Origin of the sequence: Palleronia aestuarii (assembly GCF_003253995.1) — a bacterium.
Taxonomy (GTDB): domain Bacteria; phylum Pseudomonadota; class Alphaproteobacteria; order Rhodobacterales; family Rhodobacteraceae; genus Palleronia; species Palleronia aestuarii.
The window spans coordinates 1-23,668 of sequence record NZ_QKZL01000032.1 but is presented as its reverse complement, the minus strand read 5'-3'; the positions used below and the strand labels follow the sequence as shown (position 1 = coordinate 23,668).

At 62.8% G+C, this 23,668-nt stretch carries 23 protein-coding genes; 21 read left to right on the top strand and 2 right to left on the bottom strand.

The window, feature by feature from the left end:
* Positions 1-22: 22 nt before the first annotated feature.
* Positions 23-898, bottom strand: coding sequence for a methyl-accepting chemotaxis protein (locus LX81_RS23545; RefSeq protein ID WP_272939505.1), 876 nt, complete (start codon positions 896-898; stop codon positions 23-25).
* A 238-nt stretch (positions 899-1,136) separates the two neighbouring features.
* Complete coding sequence (locus tag LX81_RS19455; protein ID WP_111538957.1) at positions 1,137-2,795, bottom strand: hypothetical protein; 1,659 nt, start codon at positions 2,793-2,795, stop codon at positions 1,137-1,139.
* A gap of 197 nt (positions 2,796-2,992) precedes the next feature.
* Between LX81_RS19455 and LX81_RS19450 the strand changes: the two genes are divergently transcribed.
* The 21 genes from LX81_RS19450 to LX81_RS19350 all read left to right on the top strand — a co-directional run.
* On the top strand, positions 2,993-3,244 hold the full coding sequence (locus tag LX81_RS19450) for a hypothetical protein (RefSeq protein WP_111538956.1): 252 nt from the start codon (positions 2,993-2,995) through the stop codon (positions 3,242-3,244).
* Positions 3,245-3,247: 3 nt separating this feature from the next.
* Entirely contained in the window at positions 3,248-3,619 is a 372-nt protein-coding gene (locus LX81_RS19445) for a response regulator (RefSeq protein WP_111538955.1), read from the top strand.
* On the top strand, positions 3,619-5,577 hold the full coding sequence (locus LX81_RS19440; protein WP_111538954.1) for a chemotaxis protein CheA: 1,959 nt from the start codon (positions 3,619-3,621) through the stop codon (positions 5,575-5,577). The genes LX81_RS19445 and LX81_RS19440 overlap by 1 nt, the downstream gene beginning before the upstream one ends.
* Positions 5,578-5,588: 11 nt before the next feature.
* On the top strand, positions 5,589-6,059 hold the full coding sequence (locus LX81_RS19435) for a chemotaxis protein CheW (protein ID WP_111538953.1): 471 nt from the start codon (positions 5,589-5,591) through the stop codon (positions 6,057-6,059).
* A 14-nt stretch (positions 6,060-6,073) separates the two neighbouring features.
* The gene (locus LX81_RS19430; protein WP_111538952.1) at positions 6,074-8,293 is read left to right on the top strand and encodes a HAMP domain-containing methyl-accepting chemotaxis protein; all 2,220 of its coding nucleotides are present in this window, start codon (positions 6,074-6,076) and stop codon (positions 8,291-8,293) included.
* 2 nt (positions 8,294-8,295) lie between these two features.
* Positions 8,296-8,820 carry a chemotaxis protein CheW gene (locus LX81_RS19425; RefSeq protein WP_111538951.1) on the top strand — a complete coding sequence of 175 codons (525 nt, stop codon included), beginning with the start codon at positions 8,296-8,298 and terminating at the stop codon, positions 8,818-8,820.
* A 161-nt stretch (positions 8,821-8,981) separates the two neighbouring features.
* Positions 8,982-9,878, top strand: a complete 897-nt coding sequence (locus LX81_RS19420) for a CheR family methyltransferase (protein WP_111538950.1) — start codon at positions 8,982-8,984, stop codon at positions 9,876-9,878.
* A complete protein-coding gene (locus LX81_RS19415) occupies positions 9,878-10,975 on the top strand; it encodes a protein-glutamate methylesterase/protein-glutamine glutaminase (RefSeq protein ID WP_111538949.1) in 1,098 nt (365 codons plus the stop codon). Before LX81_RS19420 ends, LX81_RS19415 begins: the two co-directional genes overlap by 1 nt.
* A gap of 472 nt (positions 10,976-11,447) precedes the next feature.
* On the top strand, positions 11,448-13,220 hold the full coding sequence (locus LX81_RS19410; protein ID WP_111538948.1) for a methyl-accepting chemotaxis protein: 1,773 nt from the start codon (positions 11,448-11,450) through the stop codon (positions 13,218-13,220).
* Between the two features lie 129 nt (positions 13,221-13,349).
* Positions 13,350-13,883 carry a chemotaxis protein CheD gene (locus LX81_RS19405; protein WP_111538947.1) on the top strand — a complete coding sequence of 178 codons (534 nt, stop codon included), beginning with the start codon at positions 13,350-13,352 and terminating at the stop codon, positions 13,881-13,883.
* 5 nt (positions 13,884-13,888) lie between these two features.
* Positions 13,889-14,179 (top strand): STAS domain-containing protein, encoded by a 291-nt coding sequence (locus LX81_RS19400; protein WP_146259487.1) that lies wholly within the window; start codon positions 13,889-13,891, stop codon positions 14,177-14,179.
* Positions 14,176-14,544: a response regulator gene (locus LX81_RS19395; protein WP_111538945.1), complete on the top strand. Its 369-nt coding sequence runs from the start codon at positions 14,176-14,178 to the stop codon at positions 14,542-14,544. Before LX81_RS19400 ends, LX81_RS19395 begins: the two co-directional genes overlap by 4 nt.
* Before the next feature lie 4 nt (positions 14,545-14,548).
* Entirely contained in the window at positions 14,549-16,747 is a 2,199-nt protein-coding gene (locus LX81_RS19390; protein WP_111538944.1) for a chemotaxis protein CheA, read from the top strand.
* Positions 16,744-17,217: a chemotaxis protein CheW gene (locus LX81_RS19385; RefSeq protein WP_111538943.1), complete on the top strand. Its 474-nt coding sequence runs from the start codon at positions 16,744-16,746 to the stop codon at positions 17,215-17,217. The genes LX81_RS19390 and LX81_RS19385 overlap by 4 nt, the downstream gene beginning before the upstream one ends.
* Before the next feature lie 47 nt (positions 17,218-17,264).
* Positions 17,265-18,101: a CheR family methyltransferase gene (locus LX81_RS19380; protein WP_170134042.1), complete on the top strand. Its 837-nt coding sequence runs from the start codon at positions 17,265-17,267 to the stop codon at positions 18,099-18,101.
* Positions 18,102-18,112: 11 nt separating this feature from the next.
* Positions 18,113-18,499 (top strand): response regulator, encoded by a 387-nt coding sequence (locus tag LX81_RS19375; RefSeq protein ID WP_111538941.1) that lies wholly within the window; start codon positions 18,113-18,115, stop codon positions 18,497-18,499.
* A complete protein-coding gene (locus tag LX81_RS19370; RefSeq protein WP_111538940.1) occupies positions 18,496-18,834 on the top strand; it encodes a DUF8776 family protein in 339 nt (112 codons plus the stop codon). The genes LX81_RS19375 and LX81_RS19370 overlap by 4 nt, the downstream gene beginning before the upstream one ends.
* 491 nt (positions 18,835-19,325) lie before the next feature.
* Positions 19,326-20,357 (top strand): HD-GYP domain-containing protein, encoded by a 1,032-nt coding sequence (locus LX81_RS19365; RefSeq protein WP_111538939.1) that lies wholly within the window; start codon positions 19,326-19,328, stop codon positions 20,355-20,357.
* A 41-nt stretch (positions 20,358-20,398) separates the two neighbouring features.
* Positions 20,399-20,908, top strand: a complete 510-nt coding sequence (locus LX81_RS19360) for a putative pterin-binding protein (protein ID WP_234822726.1) — start codon at positions 20,399-20,401, stop codon at positions 20,906-20,908.
* Between the two features lie 59 nt (positions 20,909-20,967).
* A complete protein-coding gene (locus LX81_RS19355; protein ID WP_111538938.1) occupies positions 20,968-23,139 on the top strand; it encodes an ATP-binding protein in 2,172 nt (723 codons plus the stop codon).
* Between the two features lie 267 nt (positions 23,140-23,406).
* Positions 23,407-23,668 (top strand): transposase (locus tag LX81_RS19350; RefSeq protein WP_211322835.1); only part of this gene is annotated, 262 nt, incomplete at its 3' end.

Below are 23,668 nucleotides of genomic sequence, written 5' to 3'. Positions count from 1 at the left end.
GCTCACGGGTCGCGGCAGATATTTAGCGAACGAGATCCGCTGTCCGCACGATCTCCGGAATGAGATCCGTGATCTTCTGACCGGCCTCCTGCGAGACCTGATGCGTCTCGACGGAAAGACGCCCGATCTCGGTAGCCGCCTCCTGACTGCGTTCGGCGAGCTTGCGGACCTCCGCGGCGACGACTGCAAATCCCCGTCCGTGTGTACCCGCGCGTGCGGCCTCGATCGCCGCATTGAGGGCCAAAAGGTCGGTCTGACGCGCGATTTCCCGCACGATACGGATTTTGTCGGCAATCTCCCCCATCGTGTTGACGGCACGGGTTACCGTTTCGCCCGCGCTCCGGGCGTTGTTCGCGCAGTCCGTGGCGATGGTCTTGGTGGTCCTGGCGTTATCGGCGCACTGGCCAATCGTCGCGGTCATCTCTTCCATCGCAGAGGACGCTTCCTGGGCGGAGGTCGCCTGCTGGGAAGCGCGCATGCTGACCGTCGAGGCCAATTGTACCATCTTGTCGCAATCACCCGCGACGAGATCGACGCTCGCACCAGCCTGATCCAGCGTGGCGTGCCGGAGATGCATCTCCTGCGACATGTCCCGTACGAAGGCCGCGTAGGCCCAGGATTTTCCGATCCGCATCTTCGAAAGGGCAAGGCTTGCCGGAACCACTCCGCCGTCCTTCCGTTGGATCGTGACGGCCCGGCTGGAGCCGACGATCTTGTCCTGCCCTGTGGTCCTGTTGGCATCGATCAGATCGTCGTGGTTGTGGCGATGTGCGTCGGGGACGAGCATCTTCACATTGTTACCGAGCACTTCCTCGGACGTGAATCCCCAAAGCCGCTCGGCGGCGGGGTTATAGAATATCACGGTATTCGTATGATCGATGATGACGACAGCGTCGATCGCCTATTTCAGTGTTTCATGCATCATCCAGGATGGAATGGATGATGTTTTTCGGTGATGGAGTCAGTTTATCATAGAAATCGTCTCGCGGGGAGTAACACGCTCGATCGTACGAGATTAAGGTGAAAAAGTTATTGCTGCCTAATGGCCGGAATTTTATCGGACTAATAGTTCTGAACGCGATGATTTCTTTACCGCGGGGGTTCGACTCCCCGCGGGCTTTCAACCGACGTTGTACTTACAGCAAGAAGTCGTCGAGATCTTCGGGCTGATCCTCGACGGTCTCTTCGATGTTCGGCAGGCCGAGGGCTTGGCGATGAACGATGCGTTCATCCTCCATCGTGTAGAGCTGGTAAAGCCAGTCGAGTTCGATATTGCCATCCACGCTTTCGGATTCAGAAGCCAAATCGTGAACTTGCCGGGCGAGTTCCTCAATCGACTGCGCTTTGTCCGCCGCGGCATCGAAAGCATTTCCCCCGGCGGTCGAAGCGCCGTCTAGACGGTCGGCATGGCCCAGGATTCGACGGCGCATATTGCCGACACTATCGAGCTTCTTACCCTGCTCCTCGACTTCCTCGGCTGCGGATTCCTGTATTTCGAGAAGGGTCTGCAAGTCACGGCCAAGGTTGGAGGCAGCGAGTGCTTCGGATGTGCCGCGAATATGCGTCAGCGCTTCGGATATCTGGGCAATCAGGTTCGAGATCCGGTCGACCACATCCTTGACCGATCCCGCCAGGAACCGAAGGGGCGAGGTCTGTGAGCCGGATCGGTGTGCCACCAACGAGGCATTGTAGACAGACGTCTCCAATTCCCGATTTAACTGCACCGAGGTCTCCAGATTCTCCCGGGTGGAATCGATCTGTCGGGCGATACCCGAGAGCAGGTCCAGCGCAGCGCCAAACTGCTCCCTCGCCCGGGCCACGGAGTCGAGCATCACCTTGTTGGCCTGGGCGGTCGCGATTATCCAGGCAGCAGAGGGGTCCGTCGAATCGCTTCGGTTATGAATGGTCGGGCTTCGCTCGAAGGCGGAGTTTAGGCTCTGAAGAGAACGACTTGCATTGCCCGCGACCTCGTTCAGCGCTCCAGCCATTGATGAAAGCTGAGCGTTTATCACCTTGTCCAGGGCGGCCCGTTCTTCGGGCGCGGCTTTGTCCATTGCAGCGATCGCGGCCCGAACATGATCGCTTCGCTGTGCGAAGGCATCAGGGAATTGCAGACAGCCGATCAGGTTGCCGACAGCCCGTTTCACCTCATCATTGAGCCGGTTCGCATCCTCCCGGATTTCGGCCAGGTAGGAATGGTGGAGCTGTTCCAGCTCGGCAAGGCGGATGGCTTCACCGCCCGTGTTGTCTGACAGGGCCCGGAATTCGAGCCCGATGGCGGTGAGCCTTTCGCGGGCCAATCCCGTTTGTTGCTGCGTCTCGACGACCAGATCCGTCGAGCGCGACGTTGCCTGCTGCAGTTCCCGGCATCGACCGTCCAGCGATTCGGTAAACGCGGTGAGCCGGTTTCCCATATCCTGCGTTTCGGTCTGGGTAATCTTGGTAAGCGAGGAAATGCTGGTAAGCGCGACAGTATGCTTTTTCATCTCGTGGAGCGATCCAGAGATCCTGATGAGAGAGCCCTGGAAAGCTCGGTCCGTCAGAGATCCGGCCGCACCGCTGGCCGCTGCCGCAGCAGAGGCTGCATTTTGCAGGAACATGTCGAAATTGTTTTCGCTGTGGTCGCGTTCATCTTGCGGCGCGACGGCCGTCAACAGGTTCCCGATATCCGTGCCGAACTCCGATGCGGTACTGCGGATAATCTCGAGTTCGTAGAAAGCGATAGAGAATGCCCCGGCAATCTCGTGGGAAAGACGCTCGAGAGATTTCTCGAGTTCGACGTATGTTAGCGTCATGTGACCTCCGAGACTTGACTGAGGACACGATAGGTATGCCGGGTTAGCGCTCTCTTAAAAGCGCACCGGAGACACATCCGTTTTTCAAAATTCCTGATCCGCGTTTACCGGATATTCGTGTGTTCCGTCGAAGTGGTCAGTCACCAATTGTCCATGAGGTGACGATGCCCGCTATATGTGATCGAACCACGACCTCGATGCGTTTCGCCGACGGCATCGATGCTGGAACCGTCGCGGCGGCCCAGGACCGGGTCCTGTTGCTTCTCGATATGGCCGAGGTCTCCGGGACCAAGATGTCTCTGGAACCCTACACCGATGGCGGCGTGGCCCGTTTGCGCTCGTCGCAGCATCTCTCTCGCGCAGCTCGCGGCTTTCCGGCCGGCCGGCTCGATTTCGGCCGCCATGCTGCCGCGGCCTTGTCGGCGCTCGAACAACCCAAGGAGATTTAAAGCATGGCGAAGACAGTTCTCAGCGTCGACGACTCGAAGAGCATCAGAGACATGATCGGCTTTACGCTGCAGCCGAAAGGGTACGACGTCATCGGTGCAGGCGACGGCCTGGAGGGCCTCGAAGCGCTCGCGTCCAATTCGGTCAGCTTGGTTGTCTGCGATCTCAACATGCCGAACATGAACGGCATCGAGATGATTCAGAAGGTTCGCGAGGACAGGCGCTTCGACGGCATTCCGATCGTGATGCTGACCACCGAAGCGCAGAAAGAAAAGATGATGGAAGCCAAGCAAGCCGGTGCCACCGGCTGGCTCGTCAAGCCCTTCGATGAGGCCAAGCTGGTCGCGGTCGTCGACAAGATGATCGGTGGCGCCTGATGAACCCGGCTGCCGAATCCTTCATCCAGGAAGCGCGGGATATCCTCGAGGAACTGGAAGGGATATTGCTCGAGCTCGAGGCGGATCCCACCAATCCGAAACGTATCGACGCAGTGTTCCGGGCCCTTCATACGCTGAAGGGTTCGGGTGCGATGTTCGGTTTTGCGACGCTTTCGGGTTTCACGCATCATTTCGAGAATGCCTATGATCGCATCCGCGAGGGCAAGGCTACGGTAACGCCTCGGCTGATCCAACTTTCGCTAGCTTCCCGCGACCATCTCGAGCGAATGCTCGATGCCGGTCCCGACATGGACGGCGCGACCGCGCAGGATCCGGCCACCGCTGATCTGGTGGCTCAGATCGAGGCGCTCGAGGAAGTCCAGGCGGTCAAACCAGCGGAATCGGCTCCGAAGGCCGAGCGCTTCTTGATCACTTTCAAGCCCGACGCCGCCGCGCTGAAGAACGGCCTGCGCCCGGATTTGATCATCGAGGAACTTGCCGGACTTGGTCAGATGGAAGTCCTGACCCGGCCAGAGGAGGAGTCCGACTCGCGGGAGATTGATCCCGCCGTCGATCGTCCTTCTTGGGAAGTGGCAATGGAAACCGCGGCGGGGCGGGAGGCTATCGAAGAGGTCTTCATCTTCGCGACAGACTGGCAATTGGAAATCGTGCAGGTGACCGAGACGCCTGCGGAAGAGGCAGCCGAGCCTGCGGCCCGATGTGCCGAGAATCAAACGGAGATGGCAGCCCCCACGGCCGGTCAACCGACGAACGAAGCCAGGTCCGCTGCGAAGCTCGATTCCGTACGCGTACAGTCGCACCGGCTCGATGAACTCATGGATCAGTTGGGCGAACTGGTGATCGCTCAGGCGCGCCTGAACCGGATTGCATCCGAACTCGGGGATACCGGGCTGGCCAGCACCGCGGAAGAGATCGAGCGTCTCGTCACCGGATTGCGTGACACTACGCTATCGATCCGGATGCTGCCGATCGAACCGGTGTTCGGAAAATTCCGCAGGGTCGTGCGGGACCTGTCCACCGAACTCGGCAAGACCGTGACGCTCGAGACCCGCGGCGGCGAGACCGAGGTCGATAAGAACGTCATCGACAGCCTGACCGAACCATTGGTCCATATCATCCGCAACTCGATCGACCACGGTATCGAGACGCCAGAGGGCCGCAGGGCTGCAGGCAAGCCCGAGCAATCGGAACTCGTGCTGCGCGCGCGGCAGGCCGGCGGCGAGGTGCTCATCTCCGTCATCGACGACGGCAAGGGGCTCGATGCAGAGGCAATTCGCGTGCGGGGCATCGAGCGCGGCCTGATCGCCCCGGATCAAGAGCTCTCCGAGGAGCAACTCTTCGCGCTCATTTTCGAGCCCGGCTTCTCGACCGCGACGACACTTTCCAGCGTCTCGGGGCGCGGTGTCGGCATGGACGCGGTGCACAGGGCCATCGATGACCTTCGCGGTACGGTCGAGGTAAAATCGCAAAAAGGCCGTGGCACCGAAGTGACCCTCCGCCTGCCGCTGACGCTTGCGATCATCGACGGGCTTCTCGTGACGGTCGGTGAAGCGCCCTTCGTACTGCCGCTGTCCAATGTCGAGGAATGCGTGGAGCTGCCCGTGGACGAAGAGACGCGCAAAAGCGGTCGCTCACTCCTGCGTATCCGTGACCAACTGGTTCCCTTCCTCAACCTGGACACCCTGTTCGGGTTCGACCGTGTGGACCGATCCGACCGCCGTGTCGTGATCACCAGCGTCGAGGGCCGCCGTACCGGCCTCGTCGTCGACGAGGTGATCGGCCAGTACCAGACGGTGATCAAGCCCTTGAGCCTCTACCACCGCGGGATCGAGGGGCTCGCCGGTTCCACGATCCTCGGCGACGGCTCGGTGGCATTGATCCTCGATGCCGCCGCGGTCGTGAGGCGCGCCCAGGGCGCACTCAGAGCGGTCGCGTGAAGGAGATTGTCATGAGCGACACAGTACAATTCGATACGGCGTTGACCTTCTCGCTGGACGGCGAGCGGTTCGCCATCCCGGTCGGTCACGTCCACGAAATCATCGATCCCCTGCCCGTCACCCGCGCCCCGAACGCCGATCCGTTCGCCCCTGGCCTCGTCAACGTCAGGGGCGCGATCGCTCCCTTCGTCGACTTGCGTCGCCGGCTCGGCATGGGCCCAGCTGTAGTGGGCGAGACGAGCCGGGTTCTCGTTCTCGACCTCGTGGTCGGCGGAGAGCCGACGAAGGTCGCGATGCTCGCCGACGATGTCGACGAGATCACCGATACCGCCGACACCGATCTCGAGGCATTGCCCGAGCTCGGCGTTCGCTGGCCCACGCACCTGATCCGTGGCGTCGCGAGGAAGGATTCCTCCTTGATTATCGTACTCGACGTCGACGCGGCTTTTTCCCCAACGCCGACGCAAATGCTCAGGGCTTGAGAAGGATACCATCGATGCGACTGACCATTCGCAGCAAGCTGATCGCGACATTCGCCGTCCTGATCGCGTTGATCGGGGCGACGAGTTTCGTCGGCTATAGGCAGGCCAGGGAAATCAACCAGGAGCTCAAGGGTATCACCTCGAAATACGCCATGCTCCAACAGGGGGCCGTCGCGCTCAAGGCCGAGACAGCCGCGACGATGTCGAGTATCCGTGGCTATCTGCTCGCGGAAACCCCCGAGGAAGCGCGGCAGTATGCCGAAAGGGCCGATGCCCAGATCGAGGCGACACTTGCCGAAGACGCGGCCGTCGAAGAGATCCTTGCGATTTCCGATCCCAAGCTCGACCAGATCCGGTCGGTCATGGAGGAATACGACGACGCGTGGACCAAGTTTGCCACGGCCGAAGCCAAGATCAGGGGCTTCGCCCTGTCCAACTCCTTCATTGAGGGTCGGCAGATCAGCAACGACGCGCTGAAGCCGGGCTACCTGGAAGTGCTGACGTCGCTCGATGCCCTCATCGAGCCGCTGCGCGATATCATTGCCGCTACGGCCAATCCCGAAGCGTCGGTCGTGGACCTCGAGGCAACTCTCGATGCTGGCATGGACAACGTGCGTGCGATCCACGCGGCGCATTATCAGATGATCATCACCAATGATCTCGACATCCGTGCCGCGCAGGGAGACGTGATCCGGTCGGAGATCGCGGCGTTCGACAATGCTCTCGCGCGGGCCTACTCGATCGCCGGGCAGAACAACCAGGTTCAGGCCATCGATGTGATCAACGACGAGTGGCAGGCCTATCGCAGCGCCGCGACCGATTTTGCGACGGTCGTGGGCAAGAGCACCACCAAGCACGCTGCCGATTTGATGGAGGGCGAACTCGAACCCGCATATCTGGAGATGGCCGCCGCAAGCGACGCCATGACGGCCGAGGCGGCGAACATCATGTCACTGGCGGACCTGAGAGCTGAACAGGTCTTCGCCAACTCCCGGATCGCGTTGCTGATTGGCGGTATCGTCGCGGCCATCATCGCCATCGCGGCGGCCGCGTGGATCTCCGTGACGTTGTCGCGAGGCCTAACCCGGGCGATCGGCGTGGCCAAGGACGTCGCACGGGGCAATCTGGACGTGGATACCGCGACACGGAGCCGCGACGAGATCGGTGCTCTCCTTGCCGAGATGGGCAAGATGACGGATGACCTCAAGGGCATGAGCCGGTCTGCCGAATCGATCGCGAAAGGCGATCTCCGGGCCGACGTGACACCTCGCTCAGAGGAGGACCGCCTCGGGATCGCGCTTCGGGACATGGTCTTGAAGCTTCGCGAGGTGATCTCGAATGCAAGCGTGAGCGCAAGCCACGTGGCCGATGGAGCGTCGAACCTGTCCTCGGCGGCCGACCAGCTGTCGTCCGGCTCGACGCAACAGGCCTCGGCGGTGGAGGAGGCCTCGGCCTCGGTCGAGGAGATGACCGCCAACATCCGCCAGAACGCCGACAACGCGGCGCAGACCGAGAAGATCGCGGGCCAGTCTGCCGACGACGCGCGCCGCTCCGGCGAGACGGTGGGCAATGCGCTGCACGCGATGAAGACGATCGCCGAGCGGATCACCATCATCCAGGAGATCGCCCGGCAAACCGATCTGCTGGCGCTTAATGCGGCGGTTGAGGCGGCGCGGGCGGGCAGCCACGGCAAGGGCTTCGCGGTGGTAGCCTCCGAGGTGCGCAAGCTCGCCGAGCGCAGCCAGCAGGCGGCGGCCGAGATCAGCCAGCTCTCGAAAGAGACGGTGGAAGTCTCGGGCGAGGCCGGGCGCATGCTCGACGCTCTGGTCCCGAACATCCAGCGCACGGCGGATCTCGTGGCCGAGATCTCGGCCTCCACGCGGGAACAGAACGTGGGCGCCGAGCAGATCAACCAGGCGATCCGCGAGCTGAACGAGGTGGTCCAGCAGAACGCCACGGCGGCGGAAACCTCGGCGGCGACGAGCCAGGAACTGGCCGCGCAGTCCCAGCAACTGACCAGCGTGATCTCCTACTTCCAGATGGAAGCATCGCAACCTGCCGCAAAACGTTCCGACAGCCAGAGCGCCGTCGTGGCAGAAAAGCTCTCGCTGGTGAGCGTTAGCAAACCCGCACCGATCGACCGTGCGGACCAGAAGGCCATGGTCGAAGCCTTCGATCTCGACCTCGCCGGAGAGCATGTCTCCGACGACGATTTTCAGCGCTACGCGGGGTAAACATGCTCGACATGGATATGGAAGTCACGGGATCCCTGGACGAGGACGAAACGTTCTCCACCTACCTCACTCTGGATCTCGGCGGTCAGAGGCTCGGTCTTGACGTGCGGCATGTCCGGGAGGTTCTCGACAGCCAGTCGATCACCACGCTGCCGAACGCGCCGGGGGACGTACTGGGCGTCGTGGATGTGCGCGGCAGCAGCGTTCCGATCCTCGACATCCGGGCTCGACTCGGGATGCCGCACGAGGCCCTGGGGCCGGAAGCTCGGATCGTGGTCCTGGAACTGGGGCAGGCGGGGGCCACCTACCCGCTCGGGATCCAGGCCGACCGGGTGCACAACGTGGAGCATATCGGTTCGGAGACGATCGAGCCGGTCCCGTGTCGCGGCCTGGGCGGCTGGGATGCGAAGGCTTTGCGAGGGCTGTGTCGCCACGGTCCGGACCTCGTGGTGTTGATCGACATAGATCACCTCCTTGGAGAAGCTGCCGCCGAACTCGACCTCTCCGACGGGTTCGGCTTCTTCTGACCTCCCGATGAGCCCTTGATCAGCGATGATCGGGGGCTTCGAGGGGAACAGGCTGGTCCGACGATTTCGGAGCCTGACCTTTCCGCAAACCGGAGTGCTTCCGGGCGGAGGAAAGACACAAGCAGGAGCCTTTGGGAGCATCCACCCCGCAGGCATTCCCAATGCCGTCCCGGAATGACGGCTCCGCCCGGAGTAAATTAGGAAACATCGTAATGTTAGACCGTCCCCTCCAGCTATCGCCCTCACCGATGCGACCCGATGATGTAAAAAAGCTTGTGGCGATGGCTCGCAGCGTCGTCGGCATCACCATCGACGAACGCAAGGCGGATTTCCTTGCTGGACGGCTCGGGCGTCGGCTCGTGAGCACGGGTCTGACGAATTATGCCGATTACTGCCGCCTGCTGCAGACGAGCGCTGCCGAGCGAACTGCTTTCGGGGAGGCATTGACCACCCACACGACAAGCTTCTTTCGGGAGAGGTCGCAATACGACTGGCTTCTGGAAAAGGGCCTCGCAGACATGACCGAGGGCCGGGACACCCGCGAAATGGTGGTCTGGAGCGCGGCCTGCTCGACCGGGCAAGAGGGCTATACCGCTCTGATGGTTCTCCACCAGGCCCGTGACCGTGGCCTCCGGGGTCTCGCCCCGCGCCTGATCGGAACCGACATCTCGCGCCCCGTCGTGCAGCGAGCCAAGACCGCCGTCTACTCGAAGCAGGAAATTGAGGGGATCCCAATCGAATTGCGCCGGCGCTTTCTGCTGTCATCGAAATCCACCGATGGCGTCTACAGGATCGTTCCCGAACTGCGCGATCAGGCCATCTGGCGACAGGCGAACCTCGCAAGCGGCGAGGGTCTGGACGGGATTTCCGCCGACATCGTCTTTCTGCGTAACGTTCTGATCTATTTCGACGAGGAAATCCGCGGACGCGTTATCGAAAATGTCTATCGCAGGCTGCGGCCAGGTGGCGTCCTGATGACCGGTCATACGGAGGCGTCCCATGCCCGCCGCGACGGTCTCGAACTCGTTCAGCCCTCGATCTATCGCAAGGTGAAGTGATGACCGCATTCTCGTCCAAAAAACGCGTGCTGATCGTCGATGACAGCGCCGTGGTGCGGCAGACCCTGTCCGAGATCATCTCGGGCCATCCGCAGCTCGAGGTCATGGCCACCGCGAACGACCCGTTTCAGGCCGCCGAACGGCTGAAGCGCGAGCTGCCGGACGTTATCGTGCTCGACGTAGAGATGCCGCGCATGGACGGGATCACGTTTCTGCGCCGGCTGATGGCGCAGAAGCCGATCCCGGTGGTGATCTGTTCGACTCTCGTTGACCAGGGAAGCCGAACCTTCCTGGCCGCGCTCGAGGCAGGGGCGGTGGATGTAATCCAGAAGCCGAACCTCTCGACCCGCCAGTTCCTGCAGGATTCCTCGATCCGGATCCAGGACGCGGTCCTTGCCGCTGCACATGCGCGTCTCGCCCGCCGGCGCGAGATCCTGCCTGCTGCCAAGCTCAGCGCCGATGCGGTCCTGCCGGTAGCCACCCGCGGAGCGATGGTGCAGACGACGCACAAGGTAGTGGCCATCGGCGCCTCCACCGGTGGGACGGAAGCGCTTCGCGTGGTTCTCGAGGCCCTGCCCCGCACCGCTCCGCCGATCGTCGTGGTCCAGCATATGCCGGAGGTCTTCACGGCGAACTTCGCCCGGCGGCTGGACGAATTGTGCCAGGTTACGGTCAAGGAGGCACAGGACGGCGACAGCGTGCTGCCGGGACAGGCTTTGATCGCACCGGGCGGTCGACACATGATGCTGACACGAAGCGGCGCCAATTACCGCGTCGAGGTCAAGGAAGGACCGTTGGTCAACCGGCACCGGCCGTCGGTCGACGTATTGTTCCGCTCGGTCAGCCGTGTTGCCGGAGCGAACGCCGTGGGCGTGATCATGACCGGCATGGGCGATGACGGGGCGCGGGGATTGAAGGAGATGCGCGATCAAGGCGCGCGTACGGTGGGCCAGGACGAAGCCACTTCGGTGGTATACGGCATGCCGGCAGAGGCCATGAAATGCGGTGCCGTCGAGGTACAGGTGGGATTGACCGAAATCGCGGGGCTGGTCATGCGGCTGAGCAATGCCTCGGGGGCGACGCGGGCCAAGGCTTGATTGTTTTGCCGCCCGAGCACCCTCAGATATGTATTGTTTCGGTTTCAGGACATCGTCCAACTGGCGTAATCCGAAATCCAGCCGCGTCCGATCCGACCTATATCGCAATAACCGGTAGGAACGGGAATACCCTTTCGCCGCGTCAAGAGTTGGTGCCGGCGCATACACGGAGACCGGATAACCGATTCTAGTCGAGACCGGAATCCAGGATGCCGGAGCTCAATACCCGGCGCCGAGTCTGCCGGAGAGCCTGTGGGCGCGATCTCCCACAACGCCGGCAACTCTCAGACTATCGAAAAGAGATTGGCTGGGCCTCAGCCCCCTTAGACGATGAGTGGCTCGAGCCGACGCGACCCTGCAAGGCCATCTCGAAAAGATGCCGATCTAACAAAAGCGCAAGCGATTTTACGACTTTAAGCGGCATTTAACGCTTTCCAGCGATAACACCACAACCGATCCATGGAGGTAGACAATGAGCTGGTTGCACGCGGATTGGGGCCGTAAGGTAATTGAGGAGCGTGAAGATCAAGTCTCGGAGCTCGATCGGGCAATCGATGCGCACCACGCGGTGATCTGGTTCAAGATCGACGGGACGATCCTCGAGGCGAACGAACGGTTCCTGTCCCTTTTCGGCTATAAGGCCAATGATCTCAGCGATTGCAGCCACGGCAACCTGGTTTTGCCGGAGGAGGCGAAGGGTGCCGAATACGCGGCATTCTGGCGCGAGCTGTCCAAGGGGATTCCTCAAAGGGGCGTGTTCGGCCGCCTCGCGAAAGACGGAAGCCGCATCTGGATCGAGGCCTCCTACCTCCCGGTGATCGATGCAGGCACGACCGTCACCCGCATCCTTCTCCTCGCATCCGAGATCAGCGAGGCCGGCATCGTCCGGGCCGAGGCAGTCTCGCAATTCGAGGCTCTTTCCTCTTCGCAGGCTTTCATCGAGTTCGATCTCTCTGGTGCCATCCTGACGGCAAACGAGAAGTTCCTGAACCTGGCGGGATGCAGCCTGACCGATCTGACGGGGCGTCATCATAGCCATCTCGCTGTTGCGGAGGAAACTCCCCACTTCTGGGACCGGCTTGCGAAAGGCGAAATACTGTCGGGCGAGTTCGAATGCCGAAAGGCGGATGGGCCGATCAGGATGCAGGTCAGCTATATGCCAGTACGCGATGCAGATGGCATCCACTACAAGGTCATCGCACTTGCCACCGATATCACGGAAGACGTCAAGGCCGTCGCATCCTTGTCGGAGGGCTTGAGGGCGCTGGCTGACGGGGATCTCCGCATCCGTATTCCAGACACGGTCGGCGCAAAGTTCGCAGCTTTGCGGGAGGCCATCGAAGAGACCGCGCTCTGCGTCGGTCGACTGGTGGCCGATATCCACGAGGCTGCTGACCGGATCGCGGAAGAGACCGATGTCATTGCCAGCAGCGTTCAGAATCTCTCCAAGCGGAACGAACAGCAGGCGGCACGGGTCGAGGAAACGTCGGCCGCGATGACCCAGATGGACAGCACGATCCAATCGAACGCTGAGAACACCCAGGCTGCGACCAGCCGGGCGGCCGAGGCTGTAGGCGTCGCCGAGAACGGCCACGGCATCGTGCGCGAGGCAATCACCTCGATGAAAGAGATCGAGGAAAGCGCGAAGAACATCCGCCAGGTCAACGAGATGATCGACGCCATCGCCTTTCAGACCAACCTTCTCGCGCTGAATGCGGGCGTCGAGGCGGCACGGGCGGGCGAGGCGGGCCGCGGCTTCGCCGTCGTCGCTTCCGAAGTCCGGGCGCTGGCGCAGCGCGCCACGGATGCCGCGCGCGACATCAACGAACTGGTCCAGAAAAGCCACGATGCGGTAACCCACGGCTCCGACCTGGTCTCGCGCAGCGGTGAGGCGCTGGCGGAAATCGTCACCTCGGTCTCGGCCTTCGCCGACAACATGCGCGATGTGTCGAATGCGACATCCGAGCAGGCGCAGGGCATCTCGTCGGTGCGGCAGGCGATCGCGGACATCGATATCACCACCCAGCGCAACGCCGCGATCGCCGAAGAGAGCGCGGCAGCGGCGACACAGCTCGCGCAGCGCGGAACGCGGCTGCGGGAATTGGTGGGCGGCTTCAAGGGCGGCAATGTCCACACCTTCCCCCTGAAGGCGGAAGAATCCGAGGATCAGGGCGGAAACGTCTCCCTCTTCGGGCCGCGCCAGGACAGTCCGGCAGCGGCGGCGGGGGGATGGACGGATTTCTGACGGTCCTGGCGCTGGCCGTGGGCCAGGGCCGGTCCGGTTAGTTCCACCGGGAGCGAGAAAGATGATGTCTCGCGAGACAATCCTACCGGTCGACACCGGGTCCCGCACCCGCGGCAGAAGGAGCTGCGGATGTCGATACTGATCAACGAGTCCGCGTATCGGGAGATTGCCGTGTATCAGGGGGAGTTCCAGATCAGCGCCGATCCGGGCGTGGTAATGACCACGCTCCTGGGCTCCTGCGTGGCGACATGCCTGTTCGACCCGGTGGCGCGGATCGGGGGGATGAACCACTTCCTGCTCGCCGAAACGCCGAGCGGGCGCACCCCGTCGGAGCGATACGGCTTCTATGCCATGGAAGTCCTGATCAACGGACTCCTGAAGCTTGGCGCACGCAAGTCTCGCCTCGAAGCAAAACTTTTTGGGGGTGCGAAGATGGAGGGCGGTGCCTGGACGATCGGCGCGGCCAACGCCGAATTCGCCACGTCCTTCCTCGATCGGGAGGGCATCCCTTGCGTGGCAAGCAGCCTCGGCGGCCGGCAGGGCCGGCGGTTGCGCTTCAGCCCCACGACCGGAGTGGTCCGTCAGCGCCTGATGGAGGTCCCTCCGCCCCTTCGCCCGACCGAGCCCGCGCCGGTCGATGACATTCTGTTTTTCGAGGATTGATTTCCGTGAGCGACCCAATCGTCCTTCCTGACAAGATGCCCTCCTCAACGGTGGGCGATCTCTCCCGTCTGCTTACCGCCTCGGCCTCCGAGGCCGAATCCGGGACCGAAATACGGATCGACGCCGGCGGTGTGCGCAGCATCGGCGCGCTTGCGGCGGAGCAACTCGTCCGTTTCGTCCGCACGGTCGAGGGCGGTCAGGGCCGGGTCGAGATCACCGGCTCCGCCGATTTTGAAGACGACCTGCGGATCCTTGGCCTCCACGACCTGCTGCTGAGAAAGGGCCCGTCGACATGACGCTGCGCATCCTCGCCATCGACGATTCCCGCACCATGCGGGATTTGCTGCGCGCCTCCCTCGAGGAGGCCGGCTTCCACGTGACCACCGCCGAGGACGGCGCCGACGGGATCGAACAGCTGCGGGCCGCAGCGCCCGACGTCATCATAACCGACATCAACATGCCGCGCCTCGACGGTTTTGGCGTGATCGAGGCGGTCCGTGAATCGGAAGACGCTGGCAGCGTCCCGATCCTCGTCCTGAGCACCGAGAGCGGAGCGGAGATGAAGGACCGGGCGCGGCGCAGCGGCGCCACCGGCTGGATCGTCAAGCCCTTCGACGACGCCCGCCTGATTTCCGCCATCCGCCGGGTCGCGAGGGTCTGAGCCGATGTCGAGCCTAAACGAAATCCGCCAGATGTTCTTCGTGGAATGCGAGGAACAGCTCGAACAGCTGACCGATGGTCTCGACACGCTCCAGGAGGCCGTCTCCGATGGCGAGCAGGACTCCGAAACGGTCAACACGATCTTCCGCGCGGTCCATTCGATCAAGGGCGGCGCAGCCTCCTTCTCGCTGGACGCAATCACGCGCTTCGCCCACATCTTCGAGACCATTCTAGACGAGGTCCGTGGTAATCAGCAGGAGCTGACGCCCGACCTCCTGCGCGAATTCTACGGCGCCTCCGACTATCTGGCCGAGCTCGTCGCGCAGGGCGCCGAAGGCGAGGAGACGGACGAAGCCGTGCTCGACGAGCGCACCGAACGGATCGCCGCGCTCTCCGCGGCGGACGGGGACGAGGGGGAGACCGATTTCAGCGAGGCGTTCGTGCCCGTCTCCCTCGATTTCGGCTTCGAGCCGCCTGAAGGCGTGGAGGGCCCGCAAAGCACAGGCTTCTCGATCCGCTTCGTGCCGACGCCGGAACTCTACGCCAACGGTCACGAGCCCCTGCACCTTTTCCGTGAGCTGGAGACCCTCGGCAGCCTGACGGTCGAGGCCGTCCTGGACGAGGCGGCGGCGGACGAGGCCGACCCCGCGACACCGCACTTGTCCTGGTCGCTCGCTCTGGAGGCGGATTGCGACGAAGGTCAGATCCGCGAGATCTTCGAATTCGCCGAACCCTACGCCGAGCTGGAGATCATGGCCCTCGAGCCGGCCGCGCCGGCCTTCGACCTTTCCGCGTTCGAGGCTCCTTCGGACGACGAGGAGGGATTCGTCCCGTTTTCCGATCCCGGGTCCGACGCCGACCTCGGCGCCGAGCCCTCCGCCGAAACCTCGAGCCCTCCAATTGCCGATACCCCGCCCGGCGCGGCGGAACCGGCTGCCGAACCCGCGCCGGACGCACCCAAGCCTGCCCCTGAGGAGAAGAAGTCGGCCGCGAAGGCGGGGCCGAAGGCCACCGTCCGCGTCGATCTCGATCTGGTGGACGATCTCATCAACACCGTGGGCGAACTCGTCATCACCCAGTCCGTCGTGACCCAGTCAATTCAGGAAGCGGGCGTGCAAAAGGGCACGCGCCTCGCCGCCTCGCTCGAGGAGTTCCGCAACCTGACGCGCCACATCCAGGAAGGCGTCATGGCGATCCGCGCCCAGTCGGTGAAGCCGCTCTTCCAGAGGATGGGCCGGATCGTCCGCGAGACCGCCCAGATCGCGGGCAAGGACGTGCGCTTCGTCACGACGGGCGAGGATACCGAAGTCGATCGCACGGTGATCGAGCGTCTGGTCGATCCGTTGACCCATATCCTTCGCAACGCGATCGATCACGGATTGGAAACCGCCGAGACCCGCATCGCCGCCGGGAAGGAGCCTCAGGGGACGGTCACGCTCTCGGCCGCGCATCGCTCGGGCCGCGTGGTCATCGAGGTCGCCGACAATGGCGGCGGGATCAACCGCGAGAAGGTACTCGCCTCGGCGATCTCCAAGGGTCTGGTCGCGGAGAACGCCGTCCTCGGCCCCGCCGAGATCGACAGGCTTCTGTTCACCCCGGGCTTCTCCACCGCCAGCGCGGTCACCAGCCTCTCGGGGCGGGGTGTCGGCATGGACGTGGTCAACAGCGAGATCAAGCGTCTGGGCGGCAGGGTGTCGATCCTGTCCACGCCGGGCCAGGGCAGCACGATCTCCATCAGCCTTCCGCTGACGCTTGCCGTTCTCGACGGGATGGTTGTGGATGTCGCCGGAGAGACGCTGGTGGTGCCGATTTCGTCCATCGCCGAGACGATCCGGCCCCAACGCTCGCAGATCGAATGGGCCGACCGGAGAACGCAGATGATCAATCTGCGCAATATCGCGGTCCCGATCATCGATCTGGGTCAGGTCTTCGGCTATTCGGACGTACCCGCCATGGACCGCGACGGGGTGCTTTTGCTGGTGGAAGACGACCAGGGCGCGCAGCGCGCATTGGCCGTGGACAGCATTCACGACCAAAGACAGGTCGTCATAAAGAGCTTGGAAAGCAATTACGGGCATGTTCCCTGCGTCGCCGCCGCCACGATCCTCGGCGACGGCAGAATCGCCCTGATCGTCGATGTCGACGAGATCAATCATCGCGCCGCGGCGGTTGGCACCGTCGCATCGAAGGAGGTCCTGGCATGAGCACCGACGAGGTCGTCCCGCCCTCCAAGAAGAGGGAGTTCCTGAACTTCTACGTTGGCGGTCAGGAATTCTGCATGGATATCATGCCCGTGCGGGAGATATGCAGCTGGACCAACGTCACAACGCTGCCGCATGCTCCCGTCGATGTACTGGGCGTGATGAACCTACGTGGCGCGATCGTCCCGATCGTCGACCTGTCGGCCCGGCTGGGACTTGGGCCGTGCGAGCGGCATGAACGCAATGTCATCATCATCGCGATGGTTTCCGGGCAAGTGGTGGGCCTTCTGGTCACGGCGGTTTCCGACATCGTCGAAGTCGGCTCCGACGAGATCCAGCCGATGCCGAGGATCAGCTGTGCAGAGGCCAGCGACTTCATCGCAGGCATCATCTCGTCTCGGGAACACACCCTGCGGGTGCTGAGCACCGATGCGCTGGCGGCCAGTATGACCGCCGTGCGGGCCGTGGCATGACACATCCGACGGCAGACCTGTCTGCCGGGATGGCGCCCGAGCTGACGATGGAACAGTTCCGGCACATCGCGGCGATGCTGCGGGATCGGACCGGCATCGTGCTTGCCGACGGCGCGCAGAAGTTCGTGGTTGCCCGGTTGGCCAAGCGTCTGCGACGTCTGGGCCATCGCGGGTTCGACGTATATCTCTCGCTGGTGACCAGCCCGGCAGGCGCCGGCGAATTCGATCTCATGATCGACGCGCTGACCACGAACACGACGCGTTTCTTCCGTGAGCCAGGGCATTTCGATTTCCTTGCGTCACGCGTATTGCCGCGGCTGATCCGAAAGGCACGCGAAGGCGGCCGGGTTCGTTTCTGGTCAGCGGCCTGTTCAAGCGGGGAAGAGCCGTACAGCCTCGCGGCTACGATCCTTGAAGCGTTTCCTGACGCGGCCCTTTATGACGTGCGGATTTTGGCCACCGACATAAATCGCGAGATGTTGTGCCGCGCCGAGGCCGGTTTGTACGACATTCAAGCCGGACGCGATCTGACACCAGCGCTCCGCGCGGCACTCTTCGACCCCTCCGAGGATGAGGGCCAGGCCGCGATCCGTCCCGAACTGCGGGCTTTGATCACCTTCCGCTACATGAACTTCATGGAACCATGGCCGGTCACCGGGCCCTTCGACGTAATCTTCTGCCGAAACGCCGCGATCTACATGGATACTGCTACGCAGCAGAAGCTCTGGGCAGACTTCGAGCGGGTCCTCGACGCAGAGGGAACGCTTTTTATCGGTCACTCCGAACGCATCGGTTCCAGCCTGTCGCACCGATTGGAACTCGTCGCGCCAACTGCATATCGGCGTCCGATGACCCGAATTGCACCCACATCTCTCGCTGTCTGAGGAACCTTGGAATGTCACTCAAGAACACCCTGAAAGTACTTGTCGTTGACGATACGAGCGTCAGTCGAGGTCTGGTCTGCATGTCGCTCGAGGAGATCGGCCTGAAGAACGTCGATTTCTGCAGCAGTGGGGAAAAGGCCTTCGACATCGCCACTCGACAGGGTGTCCATATCATCCTTTGCGACCAGAACATGCCGGGTATGAGTGGAATTCAGTTGCTCGAGAAGCTGCGGATGCAAAGAGCAACTTCACGCGTGGGCTTCATCTTGATCAGCGGCTCGTTGAGCAAACCGTTGCTGGACGAGGCTCGCAAGTGGGGGCTGAACAATTTCCTGGCGAAGCCTTTCAGCACCGCTCAGTTGAAGGCGTGCCTTCAGACCGTGACGGGGCCGCTGTGAGCGGCGAATTCGTTCCTCTCGATCGTCTGATGTCGTTGCTCGCGGAAGAGGCGGGTACGCTCGAGGCGGCCGGCGTCCGGATCGAAGGGATCGTTGGCGATCTCGCGGCGCGCATCGATGGGCCAGTACCTCGAGAATTGCAGGAACTCGACTTGATGGTCCAGACCGTGCGCGACCTTGCCGCATTTTTCGAAACTTTGTCCGGAACAGTGCCTGACGTCGGCATCGACCTTGCTCCGGCTCTCGCGACGCTGAAACTTCAGCGATTGCGTGAAGGATTATCGGGAACCGGTTCCCCGGATTCCGGACTCGACGAGGAAAGTATCTTGTTTTGAGGTAGAAGCGTGAACACGCCGGACAGCGCCTTGGCCCGCATTTCCCCGGATCGGGAGTCACGGCAAGTCCGAGACGGTGAGTGAGACGTCATGCGAGTGTGATCTTTCGGATCACCTGGGTGCAGGCGGCAATGTTCATGAACCTTACGGATGTTTGGACTCGGTATCCATAGTCCTTGGCCATCCAGCGATGCCGGATCGGCCATCTGAAACTTCGCTTACCAATCCAGTTCAGCGCGGCTATCCGCGAAGCCCGTGCCTTGTGCCTGACGATTACCAGTCGCCAGCCACTGCGATCGCAAAAGATGCGGGGCGATCAGCGCCCATTGGACGTCGATCAGGTCCGTCGGGTAGCTGCGTGGCGCCATATGATCCCTCCGATAAACAGGGCAGAGCATGGCATTTAAACGCGCGACGGTAATTTCTCACACATTCTCTTAGGCAAATATCAAGACAATTCAGCAAATCAGAGCCGGGGAACGGAGTGATGAATGAGAATCTTGATCGTCGAGGATGACCCGATCGCGTTGAGTGTCCTGACTAGGCTTGCGGCACGGGCGCTCGATTGCGAGGTCGTCGGTCATGCGGTGCCGAGCGAGGCGCTTGCCGATTGCTTCCGAACCACCACCGATCTGGTCTTCGTCGATTACCAGTTGCCCGGCATGGACGGCATCATGTTCATCCGCCGCCTTCGAGAGCGAGCCGAATATGTCCATGTCCCCGTGGTCATGATCACGGCGGAAAGCTCAAATGCCCTAAAGATCGAGGCGATCGAGGCCGGTGCGACGGACTTCCTGAGGAAGCCGTTCGATCCGGAGGAACTGAAATGCCGATCGCGCAACCTCCTGCAGCTCCGCCAAGCGCAGCTCGAGCTTTCCGACCGAGCCCGCCTGCTGGCCTCCGAGGTCGCGCGGGCGACCCGTCGTCTGGCCGAGAGCGAGGAGGAGATCATCTGGAGGTTGGCGCGCGCCATCGAGTACCGCGACGGGGGAACCGGTGAGCACATCACCCGGGTGGCGTCGATCTCGCGCATCATCGCCGAAGAGCTTGGCCTCCAGCCGGATCATTGTCGCAACATCTATCTCGGTGCGCCGCTGCACGATGTCGGCAAGGTCGGCATTCCCGACAGCATCCTCAACAAGCCCGGAAAGCTTTCAGACGACGAATTCGCGACGATGCGGCGGCACGTGGAATACGGCGGCGAGATACTTGCGGAAGGTCGGAGCAATCTGGTCCGGATCGCAGCCAGAATCGCGGCGGCGCATCACGAGAAATGGGATGGCAGCGGCTACCCCCGGGGGCTCGCGGGGGATGCCATTCCTCTCGAGGGCCGCATCGTCGCGATCGCGGATGTCTTCGACGCGCTGTGCTCGCGGCGCGCATACAAGCTGGCTTGGAATCCCGGGACCGCCCGCTCCGAGATAGTCGGCCTTTCGGGCACGCATTTCGATCCGGCTTGCGTCGCAGCCTTCGAGCGCGGCTGGCCGCGCCTGGTGGCTGCGCTGTCGCTGCAAGCCGCCTGATGAAACCGAGACCAGTTCAACAGAGGCAACGGAGGTTCACGATGATGATGAGATCACTGCCCGCTATCGCCCTAGGCCTGACCGTCCTGCTACCGAACGCGGTCGCGGCCGACGCCCTCGCCCGACCGACCGGCCCGGTCGTGCTGACGATCTCGGGCGATATCGAGAAGACGAACGCGGAGGGTGCCGCGGAATTCGACCTCGAGATGCTGGAGGCGCTTCCTGGCCGCGAGACGGTCATCGACACCCCCTGGTATTCCGGCACCAAGACCTTCAGCGGGCCGCTGATCTCGGCCGTGCTCGATGCCGTAGGTGCGGGAGAAGGGGCTTTGAAGGTGATCGCCCTTAACGATTACACCGCGGAAATCCCACGTGACGACGTGGACGAGTATCCGGTGATCCTGGCGACGCGGATCGATGGCGAGAGAATGTCAGTCAGGGAGAAGGGACCGAGCTTTGTCATCTATCCGTTCGATGTCGATCGCGACCTTTACAGCGAGGTGATTTTCGGCCGCTCGGTCTGGCAGGTCGCCGCCATCGAGGTCGACTGACCCTGTTTGCGGTGACCCGGTTCTGGCGAGCTCCGAGGCGGTGGAACGCGGCCGGGATAGTGATCCTGACAGCGACGAGCGTCGGGATCTTTGCCTCGATCGTCATCATGTTCCTCAGCCTCGAGGAACGACAGAAGGAAATCGACGCCGGTATTCGAGAGAATGCGGTCTGGGCCGCCTATCAGGCCGACCGCGAGGCCGGCCGGTTGATCGAGGCGATCTTCGCGGCGGAGCAATCGCCGACGCCGGAGACGTTGGACGCGCTCCTGCTACGCTACGACCTCCTCTACAGCCGCGCACCGCTTTTGTCCGAGGGCAAATTCTCGGTGGCGATGGGTGGCGATACCGCAATCGTGGACAAGGCCGCGGAAGTTTACGACTCAATCGTCAGCCTCGCGCCTCTGATCGACGGCGTCGTCGGCGACGGCGAAGCGTTCCGTCGGGAGTTGCCCCGCCTGCGTGAGCACGCCGGCGACATTCGCGAGCGGACGCAGCGTCTCGCGCAGATCGGCAACGCCCTGAACAACCAGGCGCGGATCGTCAGCCGCAACCAGGTCAAGCAGACCTATCACCGGATCGCCGTCAGCGTCGGCATCCTGACCCTGACGCTGGCGATGATCGTGGCACTCCTGGCGATCCAGCTCCGGCAACTCTCCCGCGCGCGACAGAAGCTCGAGGCGATGAGCGAACGCAACGCCAAGGCGGCCGCCGAAGCCGAAGCGGGCAATCATGCCAAGTCGGTGTTCCTGGCCGCCATGAGCCACGAGATACGAACGCCGCTCAACGGCATCCTTGGAACCGCCGAGGTACTGGCCGATACGCCGCTGACGGCGGCCCAGAAGCAGCGGCTCGAGACGATCAGGCATTCGGGCAATCTCCTGCTCGACGTGATCAGCGACATCCTCGATTTCTCGAAGCTCGAGAGCGGCGAGGCCAAGGCGGAGATCGTCAGCTTCTCGCTCGCCGACATCCTCGAGCCCGTACGCTCCATCATGGCACCCAGGGCCGAGGCGGCGGGGCTCGATTTCGACATCGAAGCGCCGGACGTGTCGATCACGACCGACCCGACCTGGATCCGCCAGGTCATCGTCAATCTCGTAAACAATGCCATCAAGTTCACCGCGTCCGGGTCGGTCAAGGTTGCGGTACGACTGGCGGCCGCGGACCGTCTGCGGGTCGAGGTGCGCGACAGCGGCGTCGGCATCGGCAAGAAGGACCTTCCCAAGCTCTTCAGGGAATTCAGCCAGATCGACGCCGGCGCGCGGCGCAAGTTCGGCGGCACCGGCCTCGGCCTCGTCATCTGCAAACGGCTGATCGAGGCGCTCGACGGCCGCATCGGCGTCGAGACCTCCCAGGGCCGCGGTAGCTGCTTTTGGTTCGAGGTGCCTGCCGCGCCGATCGAACTGCAAGCACGGACGCCGTCGCCTGCTTCGACCGCGCGGGCTGGGATCCGGCATTCCGGGCGAGTGCTGGTGGTGGAGGACAACGCCATCAATCGTCAGGTCGCCTGCGATCTGCTCATGCGGCTGGGCGTCGACGCGTTCTGCGCGGAAGACGGTCAGCAGGGGATCGAGGCCGTCGTCGCGGAACGCATCGATCTCGTTTTCATGGACATGCAGATGCCCGTGATGGACGGCATCGCCGCGACGCGTAAGCTGCGCGAAATGGGGTTCCGTACGCCGATCGTCGGTCTGACGGCGAACGCTTTCGTGTCCGACCGCGCCGCGTGCCTGGACGCCGGAATGAACGACTATTTGTCGAAACCGGTCACGCGCGACAAGCTCGCCGGCATTCTCGACAACTGGCTCTCCGGGCCAAGTGACACCGCGAAACCGGACGACACCGCGCCACCGATGCCGCCTCAGCCCAATGCACAGAGAGTCGCGCTCGAGGCGGAGCTCGGCGCCGATACCGTCGCAAATTTGATAGAGCAGTTCGCCCTCAACGCGCGCGACCTCGTCGGCAAGATCAGGATTGCCGAGATCGAGGGCGACGCAGTCGCACGGGACAGGGCTCTGCATACTCTCAAGGGCAGCGCCCTGACGCTTGGTTTCGATGAGATCGCGAGGCTCGCCACGCAATTCGGCGGGGACGAGAAGAATGTGATCGACCGTTTGGCCTGGTCGGTGGAAGCGGTCGGCCGTCCGGAAGAGGTCGGACAAGTCCCCCCGTCCGATAGCGAGCATGGGGCATGCGGCTCGTCCGTCCTCAAGTCAAGCGCCGGGACATGAGCGGGGAGACGGACCGTCGAACCACCCCTATGGATGGCTGTTGGGTCCGCGGTTCGGGCCACAGTGCGAGATGCAACGAAAGTCGGGAGTCGCCTCCTAATTCGCTTCCGCTGTACGCGTTGGGCCAACAAGCCGTCTTCAGGCTGTCTCCCAATATCTGGAATCCCGATCTCCGCGGCGCTTAATTCTCTGACTTTCCGCGTCGGCCTTGTTGCAGAAAGCCTGCGTGGGATTCACATCGTGAGTCCAGCGACATAGCTGTCCGGCATGTCCAAGCCTGCGCCCACCCGTTGCCGCACCCTGAACGGGTCGAGTTACTACGCGTCGCTGCGTGAGCGCGGGTCTCTGACGGTCTGGTTCGACCCGGGCATGGCTTGGCACGCGGCGCCTTCGGGCAAGCAGGGGCGGCAGCAAACCTTCTCGGACGCGGCGATCCAAGCGTGCCTGACCATCAAGGTGCTGTTCGGCCTGCCGCTTCGCCAGACAACGGGCTTCGTGGCGAGCCTGTTGAAGCTCATGGGGCTCGACT

Bases quoted from the DNA above. Each gene is read 5' to 3' on its own strand.
- LX81_RS19455 (WP_111538957.1), bottom strand. From the start codon at position 2,795: ATGACGCTAACATACGTCGAACTCGAGAAATCTCTCGAGCGTCTTTCC.
- LX81_RS19450 (WP_111538956.1), top strand. From the start codon at position 2,993: ATGCGTTTCGCCGACGGCATCGATGCTGGAACCGTCGCGGCGGCCCAG.
- LX81_RS19445 (WP_111538955.1), top strand. From the start codon at position 3,248: ATGGCGAAGACAGTTCTCAGCGTCGACGACTCGAAGAGCATCAGAGAC.
- LX81_RS19440 (WP_111538954.1), top strand. From the start codon at position 3,619: ATGAACCCGGCTGCCGAATCCTTCATCCAGGAAGCGCGGGATATCCTC.
- LX81_RS19435 (WP_111538953.1), top strand. From the start codon at position 5,589: ATGAGCGACACAGTACAATTCGATACGGCGTTGACCTTCTCGCTGGAC.
- LX81_RS19430 (WP_111538952.1), top strand. From the start codon at position 6,074: ATGCGACTGACCATTCGCAGCAAGCTGATCGCGACATTCGCCGTCCTG.
- LX81_RS19425 (WP_111538951.1), top strand. From the start codon at position 8,296: ATGCTCGACATGGATATGGAAGTCACGGGATCCCTGGACGAGGACGAA.
- LX81_RS19420 (WP_111538950.1), top strand. From the start codon at position 8,982: ATGCCGTCCCGGAATGACGGCTCCGCCCGGAGTAAATTAGGAAACATC.
- LX81_RS19415 (WP_111538949.1), top strand. From the start codon at position 9,878: ATGACCGCATTCTCGTCCAAAAAACGCGTGCTGATCGTCGATGACAGC.
- LX81_RS19410 (WP_111538948.1), top strand. From the start codon at position 11,448: ATGAGCTGGTTGCACGCGGATTGGGGCCGTAAGGTAATTGAGGAGCGT.
- LX81_RS19405 (WP_111538947.1), top strand. From the start codon at position 13,350: ATGTCGATACTGATCAACGAGTCCGCGTATCGGGAGATTGCCGTGTAT.
- LX81_RS19395 (WP_111538945.1), top strand. From the start codon at position 14,176: ATGACGCTGCGCATCCTCGCCATCGACGATTCCCGCACCATGCGGGAT.
- LX81_RS19390 (WP_111538944.1), top strand. From the start codon at position 14,549: ATGTCGAGCCTAAACGAAATCCGCCAGATGTTCTTCGTGGAATGCGAG.
- LX81_RS19385 (WP_111538943.1), top strand. From the start codon at position 16,744: ATGAGCACCGACGAGGTCGTCCCGCCCTCCAAGAAGAGGGAGTTCCTG.
- LX81_RS19380 (WP_170134042.1), top strand. From the start codon at position 17,265: ATGGAACAGTTCCGGCACATCGCGGCGATGCTGCGGGATCGGACCGGC.
- LX81_RS19375 (WP_111538941.1), top strand. From the start codon at position 18,113: ATGTCACTCAAGAACACCCTGAAAGTACTTGTCGTTGACGATACGAGC.
- LX81_RS19365 (WP_111538939.1), top strand. From the start codon at position 19,326: ATGAGAATCTTGATCGTCGAGGATGACCCGATCGCGTTGAGTGTCCTG.
- LX81_RS19360 (WP_234822726.1), top strand. From the start codon at position 20,399: ATGATGATGAGATCACTGCCCGCTATCGCCCTAGGCCTGACCGTCCTG.